Here is a 26,424-nt window from a genome sequence, read left to right on the forward strand (position 1 = left end):
CCCAACCCCTTACTTTTTTGACAGGATGGCTTACTTTTGTTTATGTTCCGCCTGAAGAACTCCCGGTACAATATATTTGTAAGCGATTACATGTTAAAAAAGGGGAGGAAATTCATCAATGCTGCATATGAAAAAGTGGGTAAACTTGTGCTGCCTGACCCTGTTATTATTCGCTACAGCCTGTTCGGGAGGAACCTCCAGTCCTGCGGCGTCGTCCGATGGCGGGAACCAGGGGGAGTCTTCCGGCAATATCGAGCTTCGCATGACGTGGTGGGGGTCGCAGACGCGGCATGATCTGACCACCAAAGTCATCAAGCTGTTTGAAGAAAAGCATCCCGGCATCACGATCAAGCCGGAGTACTCCGGCTGGGACGGATATATGGATAAGCTGACCACTCAGGTCGCCGGCTCCAACGCGCCGGACATCGTGCAGATGGACTACGCGTTCCTGACCGATTTTGCCCGGCGAGGGGCCTTGCTGGACTTGACTCCGTATGCAGACAGCAAGGAGCTTCGCACGGAAGACCATGACGAGAGCATGATCAAGGCCGGAACGATTGACGATAAATTGTACGCCATCACGCTCGGCGTGAATGCGCCTGGCGTCATCTATGATGCAACGCTGTTCAAGGAGCTGGGCATCGAGGAACCGCAGGAAAGCTGGACATGGTCCGACTTCAGCAAAATTGCCGCCAGCATCGCCGCGGCCAAGGGCGAAGGCTTCTACGGTTCGGCGGATATTTCGGGCGCGACGAACATGTTTGAAGTGTTCATTCGCCAGACGGGCAAAGGGCTGTTCGACGGGGGCACGCTGACGGCAACCAGCGAAGAGCTGCAGCAGTGGTTCGACATGTGGGGAGCGCTCCGTGCCAATGGCGGCGCAACGCCGGCCGAGGTGACGGCATCCACGACCAACGCCACGGAGACGCGTCCGATCTCGCTCGGAACGGCCGCCATGGACTTTGCCTGGTCCAATCAATTGTTGACATTCCAGCAGGTGAACAAAAACCAGGATCATACGCTGGGAATCCAGGTCATTCCGCATTCCGAAGGCGAGAAACAGATCGGCGAATACCTGAAACCGGGTCAGTTCATATCCGGGTATGCCAAAACGAAGCATCCCAAAGAGGTGGCGATGTTCATCGACTTCATGGTGAACGATCCGGAGGCGACCGCCATCCTGGGATCGGAGCGAGGCGTGCCGGTGAACTCCAGCATTCGCGAGCAGTTGAAGCCCAATCTTTCCGAAGGGGAGCAGACCATTTTCCAATTCATCGACGTTGTATCTCAGCATTCCAGCGAGATTGACCCGCCGTATCCGCAAGGGTTCTCCGAAGTGGATGCCAGCTTCAAAACGGCGAGCGAACAGATCGCATTCGACCAGGGAAGCATGCCGGACGTCATTGCGCAATTCATCGAAGGCGCCAAGGCTGCGCTGGGTTCAAGCCAATAACCGCCTGCACGTATCCGGAATCCAATGAGCGGGAGGAAATGACATGAGTACAACGCAGGTCAGCCATGCGACAACCGAACGCGTGGCTGCCCGGGCCGCGAAACGGAGATATGCCCATAACCGGGCAGCTCTCCTGTTCCTCGCCCCGTGGCTGGTAGGTTTGCTGCTGCTGACGCTTGGACCGATGATTGCTTCGTTATATATTTCGTTTACCGACTACAGCATCCTGACCTCGCCTGTATGGGTCGGCCTGGAGAACTACGTTACGATGTTTACGTCGGATAAGTTGTTTGGTCAATCGCTGAAAGTCACCTTTACCTATGTGGCCGTCTCTGTGCCGATCAAACTGATTTTTGCGCTGATGGTGGCGCTCCTGCTGAACAAGGGCATTCGTGGGCTGGGCCTCTATCGAACCGTTTATTACATTCCGACCTTGCTTGGCGGCAGCGTGGCGATTGCCATGCTGTGGCGCAAAATGCTGGGCGGCGACGGCCTGCTGAACGGGCTGCTCGCCATGATCGGCATCAAGGCCCCCGATTGGGTGGCGAACCCGAAGTATGCCCTGTATTCCATCGTGCTGCTGTCCGTGTGGCAGTTCGGCTCGTCGATGATCATTTTTCTGGCTGGACTGAAACAAATCCCGCCCGAGTACGAGGAAGCATCGGCGGTGGACGGCGCAGGCCCTGTACGCCGGTTTTTCAACATCACCTTGCCGATTTTGTCCCCGGTCATTTTTTTCAATCTGGTCATGCAGCTGATCACCTCCTTTCAGTCGTTCACGCAGGCTTTTGTCATCAGTAACGGAAGCGGAGGACCGGTCAATTCCACGCTGATGTATTCCCTGTATTTGTACAAGAAGGGTTTTTCGTTCTTCCAAATGGGTTACGCCTCTGCCATGGCGTGGATTCTCGTTATTCTGATCGGCGTGTTTACTTTGCTCGTGTTCCGCAGCAGCCGCCTGTGGGTGCACTATGAGGATGGTGGAAAATCATGATTGGACAACGCAGCTCTACCGCATGGGTCGTTGCAAAGCACGTAATGATCTCGGCGATCGCCTTTGTCATGCTGTACCCGGTGCTCTGGATGTTAGGCAGTTCGTTTAAACCAGGGCACATGATATTCACGGAAACGTGGTTCTGGCCGAAGGAATGGAACTTTAGCAATTACGTGAGCGGCTGGACGGGGATTCAAGGCAATCCGTTTTCCCGCTTCCTGACCAACTCCGTCGTATTGTCGCTGGGCGCCGTGCTGGGCAACGTGATCTCCTGCTCGATGGCTGCTTATGCCTTTGCCAGACTGGATTTCCGCTTCAAGGCGGTGTGCTTCGGGCTGATGCTGATGACGATCATGCTGCCGCATCACGTGACGCTGATCCCGCAGTATATCTTGTTCAACCATCTGGAATGGATCAATACGTACCTGCCGCTCGTCGTACCGAAATGGCTTGCCACGGACGCGTTCTTTATTTTCCTGATGGTGCAGTTTTTCCGCGGGCTGCCCAAGGAGCTTGACGAAGCGGCCACGATCGACGGCTGCGGTCCGGTTCGCATCTATACCAAGGTGATTCTGCCGCTTGCGTTCCCGGCGCTCGTCACCACGATGATCTTTACCTTTTTGTGGACATGGGACGATTTCTTCAGCCAGCTGATCTATTTAAGCGACGTCAGCAAATACACGGTGCCGCTCGGTCTGCGCCTGTTCTTGGATTCCAGCTCCCAATCGGATTGGGGACCGATGTTTGCGATGTCCGTGCTGTCTCTGCTGCCATGCTTTATCGTCTTCATCGTCTGCCAGAAATACTTCGTGGAAGGCATCGCGACCTCCGGGCTCAAAGGGTAATTCCAAGACGAAGGTAGGGACTTTAGCATGAGGAAACGAAGCGTATCCTTGTTTATCCGCCATAGGCTGCAGCAAAGCAAGCTCACCACTTTGATGGTGACTTGCTTTATTGCATTTAATCTGCTGCTTGTATCGGTGATCGTATGGCTGTCCTATCAGTCGTTCTCCAAAGTGACGTTCACCGAGATCAGCAATGCGCGCCTGGCGCTCCTCAACGAAAGCACGCGCCGAGGCTTCGATTTCATCACGAACGTAACGGGCACCGCGTATTCCCTGGCAAGCAACCGGGAGCTGTCCAGCCTTTTGGAAACGGCAGGCACGGGCAGGCTGACGCAGATTCATCAAAGGCGCGAGGTCGCCAAAATACTGGAGCACACCGTAGTCGTGAGCGAGGGGATCACCTCGGTGGAGCTGTATACCGATGCGTTCAACGGCGTAGCCGTGACGATGGCCGATCGCATTTACCCCGTCGATACGGTAGCGGCCGATTCGTGGTACGGCGCGCTGGAAAACGCGGATGCCGCCTGGGTCCCGCTCAGGGAGAACGGATCGGGGCATTCGCTCGTCGGATACGCCCAGCGCATATTCGACAGTCATGGCGGCACGGTAGCTTATGTACTGATCCGGTTAAGCCGGGAGGACATCGTTCGGCGTTTTGCCGATCTGCCGCTCGTATTGGACGGACAGGTCCTGCTCGTGGATACGTCGGGGAGCGTCATCATGCAAATGGGCGAAAACGGAGCGGATGGCACGGCCTTCGGCAATGGCGACTCGCCAAGCGCGGAAACAGCGACGGTGGGGGATGCTGCGCCTTGGGTTGATCAAGCCTGGCTTGAGGAACATGCAGCGCATGCAGGGGACGGCTTTGAGGTGGCGTCTGCCCCGGGCGGCTCGCAGCTCGTGCTCTATTCCCGGCCTGCCATGCTGCAGTGGCGCTTGGTGCAGATCATTCCCGTGCACATGTTATTAACCCCTGTCCGTGCGGCGGGTTGGCAGGTGCTGGGGGTAGCCGTCATAGGGTTACTGTGTTCGGCCGTGTTGGCCTGGTTGTTCGTTCGCGGCATCGTGCGGCCTCTGCGGCAGTTGATTAAACGCATGCGGCAGCTGGAGCGCGGGAACTTCGACACGCGCGTCGAACTTTCCTTTACCGAGGAGTACGCCCATCTGGCCTACGGCTTCAACCACATGGCCTCCCGGTTGACGGATCTGATGGACCAGGTCCGCGAAGAGAGCCGAGCGAAGCGGGAGGCCCAAACGAGCCTGCTGGAGGCGCAGATCAAACCGCATTTTCTCTACAACACGCTCGACATGATCCACTGGCGCGCCATGGACTATCAGGCACGCGACATCAGTCGCATGATCGTGCAATTAAGCAAACTGCTGCGCATCGGACTGAGCGGAGGCAAACTGTTTATTCGCGTGCGGGACGAGTTGGAGCACGCCCGCTGTTACGTGAGCATTCAAGCGGAACGACTGCCGTTTGCCATCGACTACGAAGAGCGGGTCGACCCGCTCGTGCGCGGGTGTTACATTCCGAAGATTATCCTGCAGCCTTTTATCGAAAATGCGGTCATGCATGGCCATCCTGTGGACGGGGCGCTTCAAATTCGGGTGGACATCCAGGCGGAAACAAGTAATTCAGAGGATCGGCTTGTTATTCGCATTACGGATAACGGGCAGGGACTGCCGGACGGTTGGGCGCTGGGGGAAACCACCGGCATCGGCGTGCGCAACGTACATCAACGCATCCAATTGTACTGCGGAACAGGGTATGGCGTGCAGCTTGGTACGGCCGAGTCGGGCGGCGTACGGGTGACGCTTACGCTGCCGCGGATCGAGAGCGAGGAACAATTGAATCTGTGGGTAGGCGGTGAGAGCGCATGAAAACGATCCTGCTGGTGGATGACGATCCGCATATGATCCGGGCGCTGACCCATCATGTCGATTGGCCATCCCTTGGCCTGACCATTGCAGGGACTGCCGCGAACGGCGCGGATGCATTGGAGCTGTTTCGCGGCGTGAAGCCGGACCTGGTTATGACGGATATCTACATGCCGGGAATGACGGGACTTGAGATGACGCAGGCGCTGAGGAGCGAGCATCCCGACGTTCCTATCATTATTCTGAGCGGGTACGACGAATTCGAGAATGCACGGGCGGCGATGCGGTGGGGCGTGAACCACTTTTTGCTGAAACCGGCGGAGGTGGAGGAAATCGAGGCCGTGCTGCGCGAGGTCATGCTGGAACAGGATGTGAGAGAGCGGCGAGAGCGGCTGGAGCGCGTTTATAAACAGGAGATCGGACGTGTGCTTCCCTATCTGAGAAAACAGTTCCTGCATGAGCTTCTCACCACGCGCTACCGTCCGGAAGAAATGTCGCGGGACCGAATGGAATATGTCGGATTGAGCGATGCCGGACGCGTTCGGGCCATCAGTCTGCAGCTGGGTCGCCCCGAATTCCTGACGCGCATGAAAGAACGCGACTGGCAATTGCTCAGGTATGGCGCGGCGGACATCATCAGGGAAACCGTGCAAACCCATGCTTCAATGATGGCAGAGAGGCAGCATATCGAAGTGATCGACTACTCGGATCGAGTGTTCGTGCTCGTCATGCTGGAAGGCGATTCTTCGGCAGAGTCGATTCAGCGGCTGCTGCAGCGCATGATCGACCAGGTGTTCACGTATCTCAAAATGGAGATGAACGCAGGCGTCGGCGGGTGCAAGGGCCATTTATGCGAGTTGATGGACTCCTATCTGGAGAGCCGGGAGGCGCTGGAAACGGCAGAATTCCAGGGGGGCAGCCGGGTGTATTGTTATGAAACGGACGGGTGGCAGGAAGCTCCTGCTCCCGACTACTCCATACAGCTTCGGCAATGGAGCGAAGCGTGGACCGACATGCGGCCGGACTTGGCGGAAGAGGTATGGCGCCACATTCGCTGTTTGTTGGAGAAAGGGAGCGGAACGAGCATGCAAGAGGTACAAGTGGTGGCCGTGAGCCTGTTCGATACGCTGACGCAAAGTTGGAGCAGCCGATATCCCAGGCTTGACCCTCCGCTGGCAATGAGCGACTTTTTGCGCGAAATTCAGCTTAAATATACGCTGCAGGATCTGATATGCTGGATGGACGGCGTGATCCGGAATTGGCTTGAGCAGGCAAGGAAAGAAACGGCCGAGAAGAAAACCAACAAGCTGGTGATCCAGGTCAAGCGATACGTGGAGGAGCACTATGCGGAAGAGATCAGCTTTGAGGCCATTGCGCGGGGGTTGTACGTTCATCCCAAATATTTGAGCCAACTGTTCAAGCGGGTGACGGGGGAAAACTTCGTCAGCTACCTTAACGGATATCGGGTTCGGAAGGCCATGGAGCTGCTCAAGACGGGAAGATACATGGTGTACGAGGTGAGCGAGATGACGGGATTCCGCAATGCGACCTATTTCAGCCAGGTGTTCAAAATGCTGACGGGAAAAAGCCCGTCCGAAGTAGACTAACCGCGGATCATGAACAGATGACATGCTGAATAGAATACGAAATGGAGTTATGAGGAAATGGTAATTGAAGAACAGCGGTTCCAGTCAAAGGGCAAGACATTTGCGATCAGGTCGGCGCAGGAAGGAGACGGAGAAGCGTTGTCGGCACTGCGCTTGCGGATTGACGGGGAGACCGAACATATGGATCGCGAGCCGGGTGAAGCGTTTATCGATGCCATCGGTTTTGAAGATCTGATTGCCCGGGATACGATCAAGCCGCGAAATCTGTTTTTGGTGGCTGTGGCGGATGGGAAGATCGTGGGATATTCGAGATGCGAAGGGAGCGAATTGAAGCGGTTTGCGCATAAGGTGGAATTCGGCGTAGGCGTTGCGCAGCATTATTGGGGGTACGGGATTGGTACGCGGCTGCTGGAATGTTCACTTGGTTGGGCGGATGCACAAGAGGCGATTAAAAAAGTGACGCTGACCGTGCTGGCTGCCAATGCGAAGGCGCGAGCCCTGTACGAGAAGGTGGGGTTTGAGGTGGAAGGCGTGCTGCATAACGACAGGCGGCATGCGGACGGAATGTACCATGATACGATCGTGATGGGAAGATTCAGGCCGTAATTTGGCGAGTCTGCGAAAGAGGAGAAGCGTGTTATGGGTTCTATAATAAAACGCTTACAAAAAATACTTGCCTAAATGATACGGCTGTAATATCATGTGAATTAAGCGCTTAACCTTCAGGGGTAAGGCGCTTAACTTTAACGTAGATTAAGCGCTTAACCCATGAAGGGAAAGGAGACGATTCATCCATGACAACGATTCGGCTGACGATGGCTCAGGCATTGCTCCGCTATCTCGACCAGCAATACATTTCCGTGGACGGCGAGGAAACGAAGTTCGTAAAAGGCGTCATCGGCATTTTCGGGCACGGCAACGTGACCGGCATCGGGGAAGCGTTGGAACGCAGCCCCGGCAGCCTGACGTATTTGCAGGGCAAAAACGAGCAGGGCATGGTGCATACCGCAGCAGCCTACGCCAAACAGAAGAACCGCAGGCAAATCTATGCCTGCACCACGTCCATTGGACCGGGTGCCTTGAACATGATCACCGCTGCAGCGACGGCCACGGTCAACCGGATCCCTGTGCTGCTGCTCCCGGGAGACAATTTCGCTACGCGGGAGCCTGACCCGGTGCTGCAGCAGCTTGAAGTTGGAAGCGATTACACCATTTCCGCTACCGATCCGTTCAAAGCCGTAAGCAAGTACTGGGACCGCATCGTACGGCCGGAGCAATTGATGACGGCGTTGTCGAACGCGATGCGGGTGCTGACCGACCCGGCCGAGACGGGCGCGGTGACGCTGGCGCTGCCGCAGGACGTGCAGGCCGAGGCATATGATTATCCCGCGGCATTTTTCGAGCGGCGGGTGCACTACCTGGACCGGCGTCCCCCGGTCCGGGCCGCCCTCGAGCGGGCGGCTGAGCAGATCGCCCGCGCACGCAGGCCGCTGCTGATCGCAGGCGGCGGCGTACTGTACGCCGAGGCGTCCGCGCAGCTTGCGGCCTTCGCCGAAGCCTTCGGCATCCCGGTCGCCGAGACGCAAGCCGGCAAAAGCGCCCTGGCATGGGACCATCCGCTCAATGTGGGAGCGGTTGGCGTAACCGGTTCGCTGGCGGCCAACCGGCTGGCGCGGGAAGCGGACGTTGTCATCGGCGTCGGCACGAGGTTTTCGGACTTCACGACGGCGTCGAGGTCTGCTTTCCAGCATCCCGACGTATCCTTCGTCAATATCAACTTGAACGGCATGGATGCCGCGAAGCTCGGCGGCGAAGCGGTGCTGGCCGATGCGCGGGAGGGTCTTCAGGCTTTGCAGGAGGCGCTTCAACTGCGGAAATATCGCAGCGGATACGAGTCATCCGAGGTGGCGGATCTCCGTCGACAGTGGGATGCCGAGGTCGATCGGCTGTATGCGCTCAAGCATGAGGCGGGATTGGCGCAGACGCACGCGCTCGGCATCATCAACGACGCCATTCCATCCTCATCCGTAATCGTCTGCGCCGCGGGGAGCCTGCCCGGTGACCTGCACCGTTTGTGGCGGTCGGCCGAGCCGAAGACGTACCACATGGAGTATGGCTTTTCTTGCATGGGCTACGAAGTGAGCGGTGCGTTTGGGGTAGCCTTGGCCGAGCCGGATCGTGAGGTGTATGCGTTGGTTGGCGACGGCAGTTATCTGATGCTGCACTCCGAATTGGTGACCAGCCTTCAGGAAGGGCGCAAAATGACGATTTTGCTGTTCAACAACAACGGCTTCCAATGCATTCACAATTTGCAGCGGGAGCACGGCAGCGACGGGTTCGGCAACGAATTCCGCTATCGCGAGGCCGGATCCGGACGTTTGACCGGGGAGTACATGCCGATGGATTTCGCCGCCCATGCCCGCAGCTTGGGTGCAAAGGGTTATCGGGCGGAGAATGCGGAGCAGCTGGAACAGGCACTTCGGGCGGTGCAGGCCGAGACGGTGACAACATTGATCGAAATTCCGGTGGTGCCTGGCACCAACTCGGGCGGTTATGAATCGTGGTGGAACGTGGGTGTTCCCGAAGTATCCGCAGAGGGCAAGGTGGTAGAAGCACATGGCGCCATGCGGCGGAATCGCGCCAAAGCAAGGCTCATCTAATCGCAAAGGAGACGGGAATATATGAGCAAGCTTCCATTTCGGATCGGCATTCATCCGATTAATTGGGTCGGCGAGGATGTGAAGGAACACGGCAACGATACGACGTGCGAACAAATTTTGGACGACATTCAGCGTCTAGGGCTGACGGGCACGGAGATGGGGCGCAAGTATCCGACGGATCGGATTGAGCTAAAAAAAGAACTGGATCAGCGGGGCATACGCCTCGTATCCCAGTGGAAATCGGTGCTGTTTTCCGATCCGTCCTATCGGCAGTCCGAGCTGGACGGTTACCGCCGCCACGCCGAATTTTTGCAGTCCATGGGCAGCACGGTGATCAGCACATGCGAGGTGGGCGGTTCCCTGCATTTCGACCCACGGCGCACGCCTCATGAAAAAGAGGTGTTGAGGCTGGGAGAGCCGGAGTGGCAAGCCTTGGCGGAAGGGCTAAACGCCGCCGGGGAGATTGCCCGCGAGCACGGTTTGAAGCTGACGTATCATCATCACGGCGGCACGGCGGTAGAAAAGCCGGAAGAGATCGATAAGCTGATGGAGCTGACCGATCCTGCCCTGGTTCACCTGCTCTATGATACAGGGCACGCTTATTACGGAGGAGCCGATCCGTTGGAAGTGCTGCGCAAGCATTATGACCGGATCGCTTACATTCACCTCAAAGATGTCCGTCCACAAGTGCTGGCAGAGGCACGGGCGGAGCAGCGCGATTTTGTGGGGTGCATTCGCAAAGGAGTATTCACGGTCCCGGGTGACGGCTGCATCGACTTTGCCCCCATTGTGCAGGAGCTCGTTTCCCGAGGGTACAACGGATGGGCGATGCTTGAAGGGGAGCAGGACCCGGCAGTGCATAACCCTTACGAATATGCAAAGCGTTCCCTGGCGTATATCGATTCTCTTGTCCGGGAGCCAAACGATACGGAAAGGAGCCCGCTCACATGAACTACGTTGATTTCCCCGCTTCGCGGAAAATGGATTTCACGGCGATCGGCCGCCTGTGCATCGACTTGAACGCCAATGAAATCAACCGTCCGATGGAAGACACGATGACGTTTACGAAGTATGTCGGCGGTTCGCCCGCCAATATTGCGATCGGGATGTCCCGTCTTGGCTTGAAAACGGCTTTTGTCGGCAAAATCGCGGACGACCAGATGGGGCGGTTCATTCACCGCTACCTGGAGAACAACGGCATCGATACGTCCAATGTAGTTACTGATGATACCGGTGCGGTTACGGGGCTGGCTTTCACGGAGATCAAAAGCCCGACCGATTGCAGCATTCTCATGTACCGCGACAACGTAGCAGATCTGAAGCTGCGCGCCGGAGAGGTGCAGGAGCAGTTGATCGCCGACTCGCGCGTATTGCTGATTTCGGGCACGGCACTGGCGCAAAGTCCTTCCCGCGAAGCGGTGTTTCAGGCTTTGGCGTATGCGAAGCGGCATGGGGTGGTGATCGTGTTTGATCTCGATTACCGTCCTTACACGTGGACGTCGCCGGAAGAGACGGCGGTGTACTACAACCTTGCGGCCGAGAAATGCGATATTCTGTTGGGCACCCGCGAGGAGTTCGACATGATGGAGGCGTTCGACCACAACCCGGACCGCAGCGATCAGGTGACGGCCCGGAAGTGGTTTGATTTTTCGGCCAAGATCGTCGTCATCAAACATGGCAAGCAAGGCTCCATCGCTTATACGAGGGAGGGCCAATCCCACCGTGCGGACAGCTATCCGGCGCGGGTGGTGAAGACGTTCGGCGCGGGCGACTCCTATGCGGCCGGTTTCCTGTACGGCTTGATGCAGGGCTGGACGATCGAGCAAAGCATGGGTTACGGCAGTGCGGCTGCATGCATTGTGATTTCCAGCCATAGCTGTTCGGATGCGATGCCGACAGTAGAACAGGTCAACGACTATATTGAGCGCTGCAACCGGGGCGAGATTACGGTGCCCTGAATGGTGACGCAGGCAAGAAGTAGCGCAAGCCCATTTAGGATGATATTGCTGGAATGTGTGAGGCTGGGTCAGGAAAATTTGGTTTCCGGTTCAGGCAGGAACTCCAGCAACTTTATAGAGGAAGGCCGAAGTTTCAAAGGCTGTGACAATGTGGTTGGAAAATGTAACGAACATGAGGCACCTTATTCCCTCGAAAATGGAGGCTGTCTAATCCTAACGAACTTCAGCGGCGTTATTTACCGGAATTAGCTGGGACAAGAGCATAAATGGGGCAAATAACGCTTCTCATATTCGTTAGAATTCCAGATGGTCGAAATTTCGCCGAATAGCGTGCGTCAGGTTCGTAAGAGGTAGACATCGACAGCCGCTACCGACGCCAGAGCCAGGGTTGCTGTGCAGCAGAGACGAGTATACCGACTAGAACACCGTTGAAAGGGGAACAGGATGATGGGAAATGAAACTTCAACGCAGACGGGCGTTAAAATCGTGCAAAACTGGATCGGGGGTGCCTGGACTAGTCCGGCAAGCGACCGCACCGAGCCGGTGGTGAATCCGGCGACGGAAGAGGTCATCGCCCTCGTTCCGTTGTCCGAACAAGCGGACGTGGATCTTGCCGTGAAGCGTGCGAAGGAGGCGTTTGCCTCGTGGAGCAAAACGCCGGTTCCGCGGCGCGCGCGCATTCTGTTCCGCTACCAACAGCTGCTGGTGGAGCATTGGGAGGAGCTGGCGCGGCTGGTTACGCTGGAGAACGGCAAAAGCTACAACGAAGCTTACGGTGAAGTGCAGCGCGGCATCGAATGCGTCGAATTCGCGGCAGGCGCTCCGAATCTCATGATGGGCAAACAACTGCCCGATATCGCCACAGGGCTCGAATCGGGTATGTACCGGTACCCTATCGGCGTTGTAGGGGGAATCACCCCCTTCAACTTCCCGATGATGGTACCGTGCTGGATGTTCCCGCTGGCAATCGCATGCGGGAACACCTTTGTCCTGAAGCCGTCCGAGCGTACGCCGCTGCTGGCATGCCGCCTGGCGGAGCTGTTTCAGGAAGCGGGGCTTCCGGACGGCGTGCTGAACGTCGTTCACGGCGCGCACGACGTCGTGAACGGGCTGCTTGAACACCCGGATGTTCAAGCGATCTCGTTTGTCGGCTCACAGCCCGTGGCCGAATACGTGTACACGACTGCCTCCGCGCACGGCAAACGGGTGCAGGCGCTCGCCGGTGCCAAAAACCACTCCATCGTCATGCCGGATGCCGATCTGGACCTGACGGTGAAGGAAATCACGAGCGCCGCTTTCGGCTCCGCAGGTGAGCGCTGCATGGCCTGTTCCGTCGTCGTTGCCGTCGGCGACGTGGCGGACGCGCTCGTGCAGAAACTGGCGGATGCCGCCGACCGGATCACGATCGGGAACGGCATGCATGACGGCGTATTCCTCGGCCCGGTTATCCGCGGTCCGCACAAAGAGCGCACGCTGGGCTATATCGAGTCCGGACAGCAAGAAGGGGCGAAGCTCATCCGTGACGGCCGGAAGGATGAAGCGGCCGGAGCATCGGGGTATTTCGTCGGGCCGACCATCTTCGATGACGTGGACAGCACGATGAAAATTTGGCGGGACGAGATTTTTGCGCCCGTGCTTTCGATTGCGAGAGTAGCTACGCTGGAGGAAGCGATCGAGCTGGCGAACCGCTCCGAGTTTGCCAACGGGGCATGCCTGTTCACGCAGAGCGGTTCGAGCATGCGGCAGTTCCGGGAAACGATCGATGCGGGCATGCTAGGCATTAATCTGGGCGTACCTGCCCCGATGGCGTTTTTCCCGTTCTCGGGCTGGAAAAAATCCTTCTACGGCGATCTGCATGCCAATGGCACCGACGGCGTCGAGTTCTATACACGCAAAAAAATGGTGACGGCCCGCTGGTAATCGGCGGCAAGCCAAACGCATTAAAGCGCAAGTGCATACTTGCATGCGTGCATGGAACGGCGTTTTTGCGAAGCATCCCCTCTACGATCCGTGGTGGAATGATGATTCGCGTCATAAGAAGCTCCGCTCCTTGAATGGTTGCAGTATGTCCAGTCGCATACGGGGAGGATAAACGAATGACGAAGGACAAGGTGAGAATCGGAATTATCGGAGCAGGCAGGATCGGCAAAATCCATGCCGACAATCTGCTCCGCAACCCGCATGCCGAAATCGTCGGCATCAGCGATCTATATGCCGGGCCCGAGCTGGAGAGCTGGGCCGCAGGACGCGGCATCCCGGTTGTCACGACGGACAGCGGCAAGCTGCTGGCCATGTCCGACGTGGACGCGGTGCTGATCTGCTCGTCCACCGACACCCATGTGCCGCTCATGGAACAAGCGGCGCGCGCAGGCAAACATATTTTCTGCGAGAAGCCGGTCAGCATGGATCTGGCGCAGACCCGTTCTGTTGTGGAGGCGGTCCGGCAATCGGGCGTGAAGCTGCAGATCGGGTTCAATCGCAGGTTCGACCATAATTTCAGAAGGGTACGGGAGCATGTGCAATCGGGTGCCATCGGGGACCCGCACATCGTCAAGATCACGTCTCGGGATCCCAGCCCGCCTCCGGCGGAATACATTCGGGTATCGGGCGGCATTTTCATGGATATGATGATCCACGATTTCGACATGGCCCGTTATTTGACGGGCAGCGAAGTGGAAGAAGTATATGCGCAAGGCAATGTGCTGATTCATCCGGTCTTTGCCGAACACGGCGACGTGGATACGGCGATTGTTACCCTGACGTTCAGCAACGGCGCGATTGGGGTCATCGATAACAGCCGCCAGGCGGCATACGGTTATGACCAACGCGTTGAAGTGTTCGGATCGCTCGGCAGCGTCGCCGCGGCCAATGATCATCCGAACACAGCCGAGATCAGCACGGCGGCAGGTCTGATGCGCGACAAGCCGCTGCATTTTTTCCTGGAGCGGTATAACGAAGCTTACGTGCAGGAAACGGCTCTGTTTATCGACGCGATTCTAAACGATGTGCCGGTGCTGGTTGACGGTCATGACGCCGTGCAGGCAGAGCGCATTGCGCTGGCGGCCCGCATGTCGATGCAGCAGGGAAGGCCGGTCAAGCTTAGCGAAGTGCCGGGGGCTCCCGTCGGATCGAAGACGGTTTCTTTGTGAAGAACGTCAATCATTGGAACGAAAAGCCGGATCACGGATACGCTGCAAATAAAGGATCGGCAATCATGGGCATATTGAATGCTTCCAAGTTCATGGAAAGGAGTGTCATCCGCAAATGTCGGAATACATCATCAAACCGAAGAGCACGCCTGACGAAGACGGAACGATCCTGACGGTAACCCCGGAGACTGCCGGATGGGAGTATGTCGGTTTCCAAGTGGCGAAACTGGCGAAGGGACAGACGCTGACGCGGGAGAGCGGCGATCAGGAGTTATGCATCGTCTTTCTCAGCGGGGTGGGGGATGTCTCCACCAGAGAACAGACCTGGGAGCATGTGGGGAAACGCATGAGCGTTTTCGAAAAAATTCCCCCGTACTCCGTGTACGTCCCAAATTTGGATCGGGTAGAAATTACGGCACGAACAGCGTTGGAGCTGGCCATCTGCGCGGCCCCGGGAAAAGGCAGTTATCCGGCACGGCTGATTGCGCCCGAGGATGTCGGCGTGGAGGGACGCGGTTACGGAAATCTGGAACGCCAAATCCATAACATTTTACCGGAGCAGAAGGAAGCCGACAGCTTGCTGGTGGTGGAAGTATTTACGCCAAACGGCCACTGGTCCAGCTACCCGCCGCACAAACACGATCAGGATGCATTGCCGGAAGAATCGTTGCTGGAGGAAACGTATTACTTCCGCGTGGAGCCCGAGCAAGGGTTTGCCATTCAACGCGTGTATACCGATGATCGTTCCTTGAATGAGACGTTAGCCGTGAACAACGGAGAAGTCGTGCTGGTTCCTCGCGGATATCATCCGGTAGGCGCTCCTCCAGGGTATGACGTGTATTATCTCAACGTGATGGCCGGCCCGACACGAATTTGGAAGTTCCGCAACGATCCGGATCACGATTGGCTGATGCAGCCTAAATAATTCACACCCGTCTTCGTTGCCGTTATAGCGGTTAGGATACAGCTTTTGCCTGAGCTGGATGGGCGGATCATGGCAGTCCATGCCGACTCATGTTGCTTATGGGGGCATCCGCCTGCATAATGGGATGTAAACGAAACCAAATGGGGAATCTCGATGAAAGCAACCATTTACGATATTGCGCGGGAGGCCGGAGTATCTATTGCAACCGTCTCCCAAGTCATTAACGGCAAAGGCAAAATCAGCGAAAAGCGGCGTGCCGAGATCATGGAAATCATGGAGCGCCTGAACTATCAGCCCAGCGCCATCGCCGCGGCCCTGACGGGCAAACAGACGTACACCTTTGGGCTGCTCGTACCCGATATATCCAATCCGTATTTTGCGGAACTTGCCAGGGCGGTGGAGGATCGAAGCCGCAAATTGGGCTACAGCGTCGTTATTTGCAGTACGGACAACAAGGACGAGCGGGTAGAGCGCTATTTGAACCTGTTACAGCAAAAAAGAGTCGACGGCATGATGATCGGAACAGGGATCAGCAATGCCGAAATTTTGGCGCCGCTCCTGCAGCAGTCCATTCCCGTGGCCTTGATTGCCCGGCACCTGCCGACACTGGAGGTGCACACCGTCGCAATCGATGACCGGTTGGGCGGGGCCCTGGCGGCGCGTCATCTGCTGGAGCTTGGGCATGAACGCATGGCGGTTCTGGCGGAGCAAGCGGGGGTGAGCAGCAGCCGCGAGCGGGTGCGCGGCTTCCGTGAAGCATTGGAGCAAGCAGGGCATGAGCTGGCAGCAGAGCGAGTGCTGGAGTCTGCAATCGAGCCCGGCGCAGCCAAAGCGGCCGCGCTGCAGCTGCTCGGCGCATCCCCTCGGCCGACGGCGCTCTTCTGCTGCAACGACATGCAGGCCATCGGAGCGCTTCAAGCCGCCAAAGAACTGAAGCTGCGGGTACCGGAGGAACTGTCTGTCGTTGGTTTTGACAACACGATCCTTGCCTCGGTGACCAGCCCGCCGCTCACCACGATCGCCCAGCCGATCGAGGAACTTGGGCGCCATGCCGTGGATTTGCTGATCGATGAGCTCAAAGAGGAAAGGCAGCCTGCCCGGAACATGATCCTGAAGCCCGAGCTGGTTGTTCGGGAATCGACGGCCAAGGCCCGCTCATAATCGCTCGGGCAGTGCAATCCAATCAAAAAACAAGCCGAGATCACGCTCAAGCAAGGCGTGAAATGCACCCCGATTGTTAGACACACTCTAACAGTCGGAGGTGCATTTTTTGTTTTATTTTCGGCGCAGTGCCTCATAACTTACGTCGATTCGTTCGAACTTGTTGAACGAGTGATATAAGATTTAATGGTATACTGGGAAATATGAACATTTACTTCAGTTACATGAATCATTCTTAAAATATGCAAATGGAGTGAGGGGATTTTGCTGAGGACAAAAAGAGGCATCATTATTGCTGTCATTTTGATGGCAATAGTTGCAATTATGATACCGATATACATCAATCAGCAACGTCACACGACGTTTCGGGCTGAAGTGCTGGAGCATTTTGGGATGCTGGATCGGTTTAAACGATTGGAAATCCGGCAAATATCCAAAACAGGGAACGAAGCTGACGAGGAACGTGTTATTGAAGACGCTGAGGAGATCAGGAAGCTGCTGAACGATTATAAAGATCACGGATTGAAGCGGGCCGATCGCCCGAGCCTCAGCGAAGAAGCATCACCTTATTACTACGAATGGAGACTATTGATCAATAAGGAGGGCAGGGAATCGTCCGGATTCAACATCACGTTTTACGACAAGCAGCACATCGAAATATTCGATGCTTCCGCAACAAGGGATGCACTGACGAGTTATAAAGTGGATGAGCCGATGAACTGGTCCCGGATGGAACAGTATTTCAAGGATTGAAGAGAGGACAAGTTTACATAACAAAGGGAAACCGCGGCTAAGTCGTCGTTTTCCCTTTTGTTATTATATGGAATTGTGCATTTAAAATCCAATTTTCAAGCTGCTGCCTTCGACGGCAACTCCTTCGGTAAGGGTGATCGGCAGCTTTTGCTCGGCCGAGAACCCGAGGGTCTCTCCTTCGTGCAAGGTGACGTTGTTTTCGACGACATAGGTCATGGTCATGAACATCATCTCGAACACGTCACTTATATGTTGCTGGGAATGAACGATTTCCATTTCTTTCTTACCGAAGTTGCGGAGTCCTGCGGTATAGGCAGATGAGCCTTCAGGTCCCTGATACAGCCCGATAAAAATCCAGAGCGACACTGGCAGCTCGCCGTCTTTCAGTGAGCGGCTTGTCTCTACGTATTTATTCGCTTCCGCAACCATTGGTGCCGTGTAGATGGCCAGGGCGTGATCCAACTGCAGCAGCGCACAAGCTGTTTTCGTAAACAACACATGTCCGCGGATCGGATCATCTGCATTGAGCACCGATACGATGATTTGCGATTGATGTCGTGAGGTTACCTGTTCCGCTTCGCGCCAGAGCACATTCAGTTTGGCGTTCTCCTCCACTTCACGGTCTGGAATCGGTGCTTCGATGTGGGCACATACGACCTGCATATCATCCACTTCGAAAAAAAGATTTCCCTCCTCCGGGCGCTCCGCAATTTCAATGTTCCATTCGCGTTTCATCGTGTCTATGAAAGCATCGAAATCGCAGTCCAGGCGCTCGAGCAAAACGAAACCGACGATCGTTTCATTGTAGGGCGCTTGCTCTGTCGCTCCAGAGGTCGACGGGGTTTCCTTTTTGCGTCGTCTAAGTTTGTCAAACAGTCCCATGAGACGTTCTCCTTCCCGAATTCATCACAATGATCGGCATGTCCATGCCATGACCCTAACATACCATATCCAAGGCACGCTTGTAATGACCGGTCGGCCATTTCCCCTTTACGGGAGGAAGAGAACCAATAACAGGGCAATGATTGCAGGCAGACCCTGCTTGATAATAATAGAGCGGGAAGCTGTTGCACCCCCATATAGAGCGGCGATGACGACACATGCCAGGAAAAAGATCTGGATCTGGTGTCCGAAAGCCGCATTCGGATGAACGAGTCCCCAGATCAGTCCTGCGGCGAGAAACCCGTTGTACAGCCCCTGATTCCCTGCGAGTGCTTTCGTGGATTCGGCGAATTCCGGCGTGGTTCCGAACGTTTTCATTGTACGTGGACTAGTCCACATAAACATTTCCATTACTAAAATGTAAATGTGCTCAATGGCTACAAGAGCCACGAAAATCATGCTGATCAAACGAACCACCATACTTTCTCTCAATGTAATTTATTGGCTTCTGCTTCATTATAAGGTCTGGCACTCTAAATCGGAAGCGAAAAAGTTTTGGGCAATTAAATTGTGTGAATGCATAGTTGGTCGAATACCCAATCAAACAAAAACAACGACCCCGGATACATCAGGATCGTTGTCGTTTGGTTTCTTTGAAAAGCAATGCCTGAACGGCGAAGCGCGGCAAAATGAGTTGTCTTCGCCATCTGGAAGGCTGGCGCATGAGGCGATACAGCCACTCAAGATGGAGTTTCTGCCATAGAGCCGGGGCACGTTTTGTTTTGCCTGCCACGATATCGAGGCTTCCTCCGACGCCGATGGCCACGCGGGCCTGCAACCGATCCCGATATCGGTGTATCCATTCCTCGGCGTAAGGCGCGCCTAGGGCAACGATCAGAAAGTCAGGCTTGGCCGCCCCAATCTCTTCCACAATACGCAGCTCATCTTCCCCCGTAAAAAAACCGTGATGACGTCCGCATACCGAGACGCCCGGATAGTTTTTTTCGATGATACCGGCCGATCTTGCGTTTACTTGCTCTTCCGCGCCGAGAAGGTAGAAAGACCAACGTTGGCGATCGCCCTCCTCCAACAGGCGAAACAGCAGATCGCAGCCGGTGACCCGTTCGGTCAACTTACCTCCACGCAGCCTCGAAACCATGATAATGCCCGCTCCATCAGCTGTAACGAGCCCTGCCTGATCCACAATGGAGCGTAGGCGGTCGTTGTGTTGACAGGACATGACGATTTCCGGGTTGCCTGTAATAACGTGAAACAGCGTGGCATCATTTCCTTGAATAACATCGCCTAATAAGGATAACGTTTGTTCCATATTTACGTTGGGGAAGGGAATCCCCATAATGTTGGTTGTTTCGTTCATCGGTTTATCCTTTCTGGTTTCACCCCTGCATGTTTCAATAATTATCCGTAAACCCAACTTATCCCAGTATATCGAAAGCGGCCTTCGATGACTATGGCGAAATGACGATGAGCTTCTGCTTCCAGCTGCAAATAAAAAAGGCCCACCGGCATAACCCGGCTGACCCGTAATCGAACAAAAGCAACCCGTGAGGCCGGGTTGCTTTTGCGCGCTGCTATTCACTTGCTTGTATGTGGGATTATACTTGCAGGACCTTGATCAGGTTCGTATTGCCGGATTGACCGATCGGAACGCCCGCAGACAGCACGATGATGTCGCCTTTTTCAATGTAACCCGTTTTGATAGCGTTGCGCGTGGACGATTCGAACATTTCGTCCGTCGTGGTCACTTTGTCGCCCAGCACCGGAATAACGCCGGAGAGCAGGCAGATTTTTGCGAGCACTTTCTCATGCTGCGTGACCGCGATGATCGGCGCTTTTGGACGATATTTGGAGATCATGCGCGCCGTAAATCCGCTCTCGGTGGAAGTAATGATCGCTTTTGCATTCAGCACGAGCGAAGAGCTAACGGCACCTTGGCTGATGACTTCAGTGATGTTAGCCACCTGTTGGGCCGATTTCTGATTGAATTGTTCCTTATAGTCGATCATCGTTTCGGCGCGGCGCGCAACGGCAGCCATCGTACGGACCGATGGGATCGGATATTTACCCGCAGCGGACTCGCCGGACAGCATGACTACGTCTGCACCTTGCAGCACGGCATTGGCTACGTCACTCACCTCGGAACGGGTAGGACGCGGGTTGACCTGCATCGATTCCAGCATGTGCGTGGCCACGATGACCGGTTTGCCGGCACGGTTGCATTTGTCGATCATTTCTTTTTGCATCATCGGCACGTCTTCGATCGGCACTTCGACCCCAAGATCGCCGCGCGCAACCATGATGCCGTCCGATGCTTCGATAATGTCGTCGAGGTTGGTCATGCCTTCCTGGTTTTCGATTTTGGAAATAATCTGAACATGCTCGGCGCCACGTTCTTTGAGAATGCTGCGGATTTCGCGAATATCGTCGCCCTTGCGCACAAAGGATGCCGCAATGATTTCGATATCGTTTTCGATCCCGAATCCGATATGCATGACGTCGCGTTCGGTTACGCCCGGAAGGGTCGTTTTGATCCCTGGCAAGTTTACGCCTTTGCGAGGTTTCAGAATGCCGCCGCTAACGATATCGCAATGAATTTCGGTGCCTTCGACAGAAGTGACCGTCAGATCTACCAGACCATCGTCGATCAGAATGCGGTCGCCCGGCTTCACCACGAGATTCAACTCAGGATAGTTTACCGAGATCCGTTCGGCATCGCCCAGAATTTCTTCCGTGGTCAGCGTCAGTTTTTTGCCAGCCTGCAGATGGCAGGAAGCCTCTTTCAATTTGCCGATTCGCACTTCAGGTCCCTTGATATCCATCATGATCGGCACATATTTGTTCAGCGCGGAAGCAGCCGCGCGAATGTTGTTGATCCGTGCAACATGATCCTCGAGCTCGCCATGCGCCATGTTCAGACGGGCCACTGTCATGCCTTCCTGAATCATTACCTTCAACGTTTCAATGGAGTCACAAGCAGGTCCCATGGTACAAATAATTTTTGTTTTCAACATGTTATTTCCTCCTCATATCCTTTGCTTATAGGGTCATTGTAGCGTTTTCTGTCGAATCCGAATATGAACTATAGTACAATGATTGGAGTATAGTCCAATGGCGAGGTGTTTTATGATTACCCCACTAGAAGTGCGGCACATCAACAGTGTCGGCTGGTACGAAAAGGGCGTGCCATCAAGGGGGACTTGGCGGCTCAGCTTGGTCACCTATGGAAAATGTGTATATTGGGTGAACGGCGAGAAACAGATCATGGAAAAGGGAGAACTGCTGCTGATCCCGGAGAGCGTATCTTACTACGGCAAAAGCATCCCGACCGTTACCCACACCCAGATTGTCGTCCATTTGCAATGTCCTGCTTCCGGTGAATTGCCGATGTTGGAACAACCGGAAACGCTGCGGCATAAACCGGGCTGCTATGAACTTATCCTGGAACGCATGAAAACGATTCTCCAGCAGTGGCAGGAACGGCCATCTTATTATGTCATGATGAGCCAAGCCTTATTGACGGAAGTGTTAATTTACGTGAATCGGGAAGTGGACCGGGGCGTGATCCCGCCCGAGAGACATGTGCATGCGGAGCGGATGAAACGATACATCGAACGGCATTATCGCGAAAAGGTGACCAAAGAGGAGCTTGGGGATGCGATCGGCCGGACGCCCAATTATGCGGCGGCATTATTCAAAAGCATGACGAATCAAACGATCAGTCAGTACGTGCATGATCAGCGGATGAAACGGGCCATGTACATGTTGACGGAGTCCCAGCTCTCCGTGCAGGAAATTTCCGAGTTTCTCGGCTACCGGGACCTCTCTTATTTTTACCGCATATTCAAACGCCTTACGGGAACATCCCCATCGGACCTGTTGCAGGAACGCCCGCCAACGATATAAGAGATGATTGCATAAAAAAAGAGGGCTCGTCGCCCTCGCAAATCACGAATGTCTATTACGCATTGCCGCTCGTACTCTTTGTCCCCGACGCACCAAGCGGTTGCTTGGCTGGTTTTTTTGCACGCTCTTTGCGGCCGGCAAAAGCATGGACCGCCCAATAGGCCGCTTCCGCGAACGCGATGCCTCCGGCTACGTCCAGCAGGGAGTGCTGCTTCACGAATACGGTCGATGCAATGATGAGCCATAGCCACACCGACCAGGAGATTTTGGCCAGCGGTTTGAACGTAAGATGCCGTTGAACGATGATGAACAGCAGATAGCTGGTCAACACGTGAACGCTCGGAAAACAGTTGTATGGAGCGTCATTGCTGTAAATGAACTGTACCAGCAAACTGCTGAGGTCGCTGCCCTCCACAACCGGACGGGGAACGTGCGTAGGAAAGACCGCGAAACAGATGTTTGCGGCAATCACGCCAACGTTATACGTGAACAACGCTCGCCAAAACAGGGATTTGTTGGTTATGCCCAGATACAAAAAGCCTAGATACAGGATCGGCATCCAGCTTACGTACGGATATATGAATTCTTTGATAAACGGAATTTTAGTATCGATCAACGCATAATTGTAAAAGACATCGCTGCCTGTATTCCTGCCCAGCAGGACGTAGATGGAGCCCTGGAGCGGAACGCAAAGGATCGCAAGCAAGTGCCACCAGCGCTTAAAGAGTGCTTTCATGAATTACCCCCTGATTGTTTTTCTGAATGAACCATGAATCCTGATGTGTCTTCTGCCTAAGAAGACGTTCGGAAACGGCGTCAACCCTGCATCCGTATCATTATTTTATGTGAAATGGCTTGAAGGGCAATGAATCTTACCTGATTTTTAGGGTAATCACGTCCCAAGAAAGTCTCTATTTTGTTACTTTTGCAGTTTAATCCAATCTACGATATACATATTGTGGAATATGTGATACAACTATTGTTGGTTATCAATTCGCATGACAACAAAAAAGAAAACGAAATGGGGAAGAATTTTTATGTTGGTTTCCCAGTCCCAAGACAGTGAATCTTTTTCCGGGCGCAGGCCCATACTCGCTGTGGTCATTATCGAATTGCTTCTGCTGCTGGCTGTTTTTGCCGCCGGGGCCGTCGCTACCATTCGGGAAATGGACTATACCGCGCCTGTATGGATGTCTTTCACGCCGATCGCGGTCGTGCTGATAATCTATTTGACGTTCCGGCGCAGATGGGGTTTGATCGGATTTCGCTCGTTGCGAACGATTTCGGCCCGGCAGTGGATGTATTATATCCCGCTGCTCCTTCTACTGGGCACGCTGCTTTTGAAGGGGTTCGGAGAATTGACCCTTTCCAAATCGGTCTTTTTTATTTTCTTTACCTTGTTGGTCGCTTTCGTTGAAGAAACGATTTATCGGGGATTGATTTTTACGATCTTGTTGCGCAAAAGCGTAGTCACGGCTACAGTTGTTTCCAGCGTTCTGTTCTCCGTTACGCATATCATGAACGCCATGTCGGGCCAGAGTCTGGGCGATACCCTGCTGCAACTGGTATATGCATTGTTGGTCGGAGTGGTTCTTGCCCTGCTTATGAGTCTGAACGGGAATATTTGGCCGCTTATTTTTTTCCATTTTGTTCATAACCTGATTCAATTTCTGGGGGATGACCATCAAGGGGAAGGCTCGCTTCCTTACGATATTTTTGTTCTTGTTGTGTTGGCCGCTCACGCGATCTGGTTGGTGCTCCGCCTTCGGGCCGATTCTTCGAGCGTCAGTCAACCCAAACAGGGCCCTGCAATGATGAAGTAAAATCATCCTTTGGATATGCAGTTCAAAATTCGATCAGAAATAAATGTATAAATTGGTTTCGATCTGCATATCCTTTCATAAGACGAAGCGTGGTAAGCGCGCCGGTGACCTTTTCCGGGTTAGACGAATAACATGTATTTCCATAGCTGTTTGAAAACAAAATACAGGAATTGCTTTTTGGCAGAAGTAGAGGTATAATACAAGAAAGTTGATAAAAAGTGTCAAACCTAATTCACATATTGTAAAGGGCGATCACTTGGAAGTTATGACTGGTACCTTTTATAATGTGTGAATTTTTATTTGCTTGTGCAAAGAACAAAGGAACATGTTAATTTTTGATTTGGAGGTGTAATTCACATGCAAAACGGAACAGTTAAATGGTTCAACGCTGAGAAAGGCTTCGGTTTCATCGAAGTTGAAGGCGGAGAAGATGTATTCGTACACTTCAGCGCAATCCAAGGCGAAGGCTTCAAAACGCTGGACGAAGGTCAACAAGTGCAATTTAAAATTGTACAAGGAAACCGCGGTCCTCAAGCAGAAGAAGTTGTAAAACTGTAATTCAAGCATAGCTGCCCTTAACATGTTATAATGATTAAAGGCAGCTTTTCTTTTTTTGCTACTGTGAAATAACGTCTGCAGGATGTGTTTCCAATATCAAAAGGGGGTAGAAGTCATGTATAATCGCAAAAAACCGATTGAAGAGATTCCGCAAGCGGATGCGGCAATCTGGGAATGTACGAGCGATACGTGCAAAGGATGGATGCGGGACAATTTTGCGTTTGACAGCGTACCAACTTGTCCGATATGTACTTCTGAGATGGTTAGCACAACGAGAATGCTGCCATTGCTTGAGAATTCGACGAACCCTGCAAAGACAACGATGTCCAAGTGAAATCGGATATAGCATCGTTTTCTCACCTCTAGCGAGGTGTTTTTTTTATTGCTGGCGTGACCAACGACGATTCAAAGAAAAAGCATGGGCCCATCCCTAACGATGGAGACCATGCTTTTTTGATATTTTCAGGCTGGAATGGCGAGCGGGGAAGGCCGAGGTCAGATGAATAAGAACGGGATCAGCAGCAATGTGGCTACGAGTGCCAGGTCATAACCGGCCCCATATCCAGGTCCATAAGATCCGTAAGATCCATAAGGTCCATAACCATAAGGTCCGTAGGCCGAGGAATTCACTTTTTTCCCAGCCGTACGTTTTTTGCCGCTTTTGCGAAGTTGTTGTCCGGGTTTAACGGAAGACAAACGCGGACCTTCGAAGCAGTTGTTCAGGTAAACCTTTCCATCCCGAAAGCCGCCCAGTGCGCCATACATGTGCTTTCCGTCTTTCATAATGAGACAAACCGGACGTCCAATGTGCGGTGACACCGTCTCTTCGCAGATCGGATGAATTCTGTGCATGCATATCCTCCTTCGCGTTGCGAATTGCCGCCTGAAATCAACGGTTTGTATATCATAGTAAAAGCCGGCGGGATTGGTATGGGTGTGTACCCGTAAAACGTATGGGGATGTGCCGTTTTTGGCGTTGGTCCATACACTGGAGAGGAGGGGGATGAAGTTATGGACTATCATGATATGCTGGCAAAGCTTGGAGAGGGGAGTGCTCATCCTGGGGGATTTGCGGCAACGGTCCAACTGCTTCGTTCGTTGTCGCTGCCTGCGCATGGAAGTGTGCTTGAAGTTGGGTGTGGAACAGGACGGACGGCGTGTTTGCTTGATCGGGCGGGATATCGGGTTACGGCCGTGGACCGGCATCGAGGGATGCTGGAGAAAGCGGTAAGGCGTGCGAGGCGAGAGCGGCGTCATATCCGTTTTGTTCAAGCTGATGGCGAAGCATTGCCTTTTCCGGATGACAGTTTCGATATCGTATTTGTGGAGTCGGTCACGATTTTTATGCGCCGCCGCCGCGCCCTGTCCGAGTATAGGAGGGTACTGAGGCCGGACGGTCTGCTGATTGATCGGGAAATGACTTTGTCCGGAAGCAGATCCGATAAAATGTCGGAGGAACTGAAGCGGTTTTTCGGGTTAAGAACGCTCGCTACGGTGACCAGATGGAAGGAGTACTTTAAGGAAGCCGGGTTCGAAACGGTGAAGATGCTTGAACGTTCTTCCTCAATTGGAAGGTGGAGAATCGACCATGATCCCCTGCGGGAGATGGACCCGGATCTGTATGAAGACGTGCAGATGAAGAGAATGAGTCGCCTCAATGACCGGTTGCTTGCGAAGTATGGCAGGCGCCTGGGTTATGCCGTATTTGCTGCGAGTGCGCCAGTAGTGGACGATTACATGAATGCAAAACAATGAAGTTTTCAATAAGAACATTCTTGGTATAAAAGATAAAAGGCATTCCAACCGTATTGGGCTCTGTCCTGTTGTAACTAACAGACGAGGAGCTTCAGC

At 54.1% G+C, this 26,424-nt stretch carries 25 protein-coding genes; 19 read left to right on the forward strand and 6 right to left on the reverse strand.

Annotated features, from left to right (window positions below; genetic code table 11):
* Positions 1 to 118 precede the first annotated feature (118 nt).
* The 14 genes from SNR34_RS01405 (at position 119) to SNR34_RS01470 (ending at position 17,386) form a co-directional block, all read left to right on the forward strand.
* Entirely contained in the window at positions 119 to 1,453 is a 1,335-nt protein-coding gene (locus SNR34_RS01405; RefSeq protein ID WP_486180991.1) for an ABC transporter substrate-binding protein, read from the forward strand.
* 43 nt (positions 1,454 to 1,496) lie between these two features.
* Positions 1,497 to 2,447 carry a carbohydrate ABC transporter permease gene (locus SNR34_RS01410; RefSeq protein WP_236420292.1) on the forward strand — a complete coding sequence of 317 codons (951 nt, stop codon included), beginning with the start codon at positions 1,497 to 1,499 and terminating at the stop codon, positions 2,445 to 2,447.
* Positions 2,444 to 3,292, forward strand: a complete 849-nt coding sequence (locus SNR34_RS01415; RefSeq protein ID WP_236420291.1) for a carbohydrate ABC transporter permease — start codon at positions 2,444 to 2,446, stop codon at positions 3,290 to 3,292. The genes SNR34_RS01410 and SNR34_RS01415 overlap by 4 nt, the downstream gene beginning before the upstream one ends.
* A 27-nt stretch (positions 3,293 to 3,319) precedes the next feature.
* Positions 3,320 to 5,176: a sensor histidine kinase gene (locus SNR34_RS01420; RefSeq protein WP_486180992.1), complete on the forward strand. Its 1,857-nt coding sequence runs from the start codon at positions 3,320 to 3,322 to the stop codon at positions 5,174 to 5,176.
* Entirely contained in the window at positions 5,173 to 6,780 is a 1,608-nt protein-coding gene (locus SNR34_RS01425; protein ID WP_236420289.1) for a response regulator, read from the forward strand. Before SNR34_RS01420 ends, SNR34_RS01425 begins: the two co-directional genes overlap by 4 nt.
* 57 nt (positions 6,781 to 6,837) lie before the next feature.
* Positions 6,838 to 7,386: a GNAT family N-acetyltransferase gene (locus SNR34_RS01430; RefSeq protein ID WP_486180993.1), complete on the forward strand. Its 549-nt coding sequence runs from the start codon at positions 6,838 to 6,840 to the stop codon at positions 7,384 to 7,386.
* 188 nt (positions 7,387 to 7,574) lie between these two features.
* On the forward strand, positions 7,575 to 9,440 hold the full coding sequence (iolD, locus tag SNR34_RS01435) for a 3D-(3,5/4)-trihydroxycyclohexane-1,2-dione acylhydrolase (decyclizing) (RefSeq protein WP_486180994.1): 1,866 nt from the start codon (positions 7,575 to 7,577) through the stop codon (positions 9,438 to 9,440).
* Between the two features lie 21 nt (positions 9,441 to 9,461).
* On the forward strand, positions 9,462 to 10,391 hold the full coding sequence (gene iolE / locus SNR34_RS01440; protein ID WP_486180995.1) for a myo-inosose-2 dehydratase: 930 nt from the start codon (positions 9,462 to 9,464) through the stop codon (positions 10,389 to 10,391).
* A complete protein-coding gene (gene iolC / locus SNR34_RS01445) occupies positions 10,388 to 11,398 on the forward strand; it encodes a 5-dehydro-2-deoxygluconokinase (protein ID WP_486180996.1) in 1,011 nt (336 codons plus the stop codon). The genes iolE and iolC overlap by 4 nt, the downstream gene beginning before the upstream one ends.
* A gap of 447 nt (positions 11,399 to 11,845) precedes the next feature.
* Positions 11,846 to 13,318 carry a CoA-acylating methylmalonate-semialdehyde dehydrogenase gene (locus SNR34_RS01450; protein ID WP_339278301.1) on the forward strand — a complete coding sequence of 491 codons (1,473 nt, stop codon included), beginning with the start codon at positions 11,846 to 11,848 and terminating at the stop codon, positions 13,316 to 13,318.
* A 176-nt stretch (positions 13,319 to 13,494) separates the two neighbouring features.
* Positions 13,495 to 14,547 (forward strand): inositol 2-dehydrogenase, encoded by a 1,053-nt coding sequence (gene iolG, locus SNR34_RS01455; protein WP_236420284.1) that lies wholly within the window; start codon positions 13,495 to 13,497, stop codon positions 14,545 to 14,547.
* Positions 14,548 to 14,662: 115 nt separating this feature from the next.
* Positions 14,663 to 15,472 carry a 5-deoxy-glucuronate isomerase gene (iolB, locus tag SNR34_RS01460; RefSeq protein WP_486180997.1) on the forward strand — a complete coding sequence of 270 codons (810 nt, stop codon included), beginning with the start codon at positions 14,663 to 14,665 and terminating at the stop codon, positions 15,470 to 15,472.
* Positions 15,473 to 15,625: 153 nt separating this feature from the next.
* Positions 15,626 to 16,633 carry a LacI family DNA-binding transcriptional regulator gene (locus tag SNR34_RS01465; protein WP_236420282.1) on the forward strand — a complete coding sequence of 336 codons (1,008 nt, stop codon included), beginning with the start codon at positions 15,626 to 15,628 and terminating at the stop codon, positions 16,631 to 16,633.
* A 393-nt stretch (positions 16,634 to 17,026) separates the two neighbouring features.
* Positions 17,027 to 17,386, forward strand: coding sequence for a hypothetical protein (locus tag SNR34_RS01470; RefSeq protein WP_236420281.1), 360 nt, complete (start codon positions 17,027 to 17,029; stop codon positions 17,384 to 17,386).
* Between the two features lie 81 nt (positions 17,387 to 17,467).
* Here SNR34_RS01470 and SNR34_RS01475 read toward each other — a convergent pair whose 3' ends face one another.
* The 4 genes from SNR34_RS01475 to pyk all read right to left on the reverse strand — a co-directional run bounded on the left by SNR34_RS01475 (position 17,468) and on the right by pyk (position 21,300).
* The gene (locus tag SNR34_RS01475; RefSeq protein WP_236420280.1) at positions 17,468 to 18,268 is read right to left on the reverse strand and encodes a DUF4261 domain-containing protein; all 801 of its coding nucleotides are present in this window, start codon (positions 18,266 to 18,268) and stop codon (positions 17,468 to 17,470) included.
* A 108-nt stretch (positions 18,269 to 18,376) separates the two neighbouring features.
* Positions 18,377 to 18,748: a DUF1304 domain-containing protein gene (locus SNR34_RS01480; protein WP_236420413.1), complete on the reverse strand. Its 372-nt coding sequence runs from the start codon at positions 18,746 to 18,748 to the stop codon at positions 18,377 to 18,379.
* 148 nt (positions 18,749 to 18,896) lie between these two features.
* Complete coding sequence (locus SNR34_RS01485; RefSeq protein ID WP_486180998.1) at positions 18,897 to 19,646, reverse strand: WecB/TagA/CpsF family glycosyltransferase; 750 nt, start codon at positions 19,644 to 19,646, stop codon at positions 18,897 to 18,899.
* A 238-nt stretch (positions 19,647 to 19,884) separates the two neighbouring features.
* The gene (gene pyk / locus SNR34_RS01490; protein ID WP_236420278.1) at positions 19,885 to 21,300 is read right to left on the reverse strand and encodes a pyruvate kinase; all 1,416 of its coding nucleotides are present in this window, start codon (positions 21,298 to 21,300) and stop codon (positions 19,885 to 19,887) included.
* Positions 21,301 to 21,412: 112 nt separating this feature from the next.
* Between pyk and SNR34_RS01495 the strand changes: the two genes are divergently transcribed.
* Positions 21,413 to 22,192 carry a helix-turn-helix transcriptional regulator gene (locus SNR34_RS01495; protein ID WP_486180999.1) on the forward strand — a complete coding sequence of 260 codons (780 nt, stop codon included), beginning with the start codon at positions 21,413 to 21,415 and terminating at the stop codon, positions 22,190 to 22,192.
* A gap of 55 nt (positions 22,193 to 22,247) precedes the next feature.
* Here SNR34_RS01495 and SNR34_RS01500 read toward each other — a convergent pair whose 3' ends face one another.
* Positions 22,248 to 22,928 carry a phosphatase PAP2 family protein gene (locus tag SNR34_RS01500; RefSeq protein ID WP_486181000.1) on the reverse strand — a complete coding sequence of 227 codons (681 nt, stop codon included), beginning with the start codon at positions 22,926 to 22,928 and terminating at the stop codon, positions 22,248 to 22,250.
* Positions 22,929 to 23,229: 301 nt separating this feature from the next.
* On the opposite strand from SNR34_RS01500, the gene SNR34_RS01505 reads away from it, so the two are divergent.
* The 3 genes from SNR34_RS01505 to SNR34_RS01515 all read left to right on the forward strand — a co-directional run bounded on the left by SNR34_RS01505 (position 23,230) and on the right by SNR34_RS01515 (position 24,907).
* Positions 23,230 to 24,015: a CPBP family glutamic-type intramembrane protease gene (locus tag SNR34_RS01505; protein ID WP_343262831.1), complete on the forward strand. Its 786-nt coding sequence runs from the start codon at positions 23,230 to 23,232 to the stop codon at positions 24,013 to 24,015.
* Between the two features lie 357 nt (positions 24,016 to 24,372).
* Positions 24,373 to 24,573, forward strand: coding sequence for a cold-shock protein (locus SNR34_RS01510; RefSeq protein WP_236420274.1), 201 nt, complete (start codon positions 24,373 to 24,375; stop codon positions 24,571 to 24,573).
* Between the two features lie 115 nt (positions 24,574 to 24,688).
* A complete protein-coding gene (locus SNR34_RS01515) occupies positions 24,689 to 24,907 on the forward strand; it encodes a cold-shock protein (protein ID WP_236420273.1) in 219 nt (72 codons plus the stop codon).
* Positions 24,908 to 25,068: 161 nt separating this feature from the next.
* Here the strand turns inward: SNR34_RS01515 and SNR34_RS01520 are convergent, their stop codons facing one another.
* On the reverse strand, positions 25,069 to 25,425 hold the full coding sequence (locus SNR34_RS01520; RefSeq protein ID WP_339275655.1) for a hypothetical protein: 357 nt from the start codon (positions 25,423 to 25,425) through the stop codon (positions 25,069 to 25,071).
* A gap of 159 nt (positions 25,426 to 25,584) precedes the next feature.
* Between SNR34_RS01520 and SNR34_RS01525 the strand changes: the two genes are divergently transcribed.
* A complete protein-coding gene (locus SNR34_RS01525; protein WP_486181001.1) occupies positions 25,585 to 26,328 on the forward strand; it encodes a class I SAM-dependent methyltransferase in 744 nt (247 codons plus the stop codon).
* Positions 26,329 to 26,424: the final 96 nt, after the last annotated feature.

It is taken from the genome of Paenibacillus sp. XP01, from assembly GCF_057364885.1.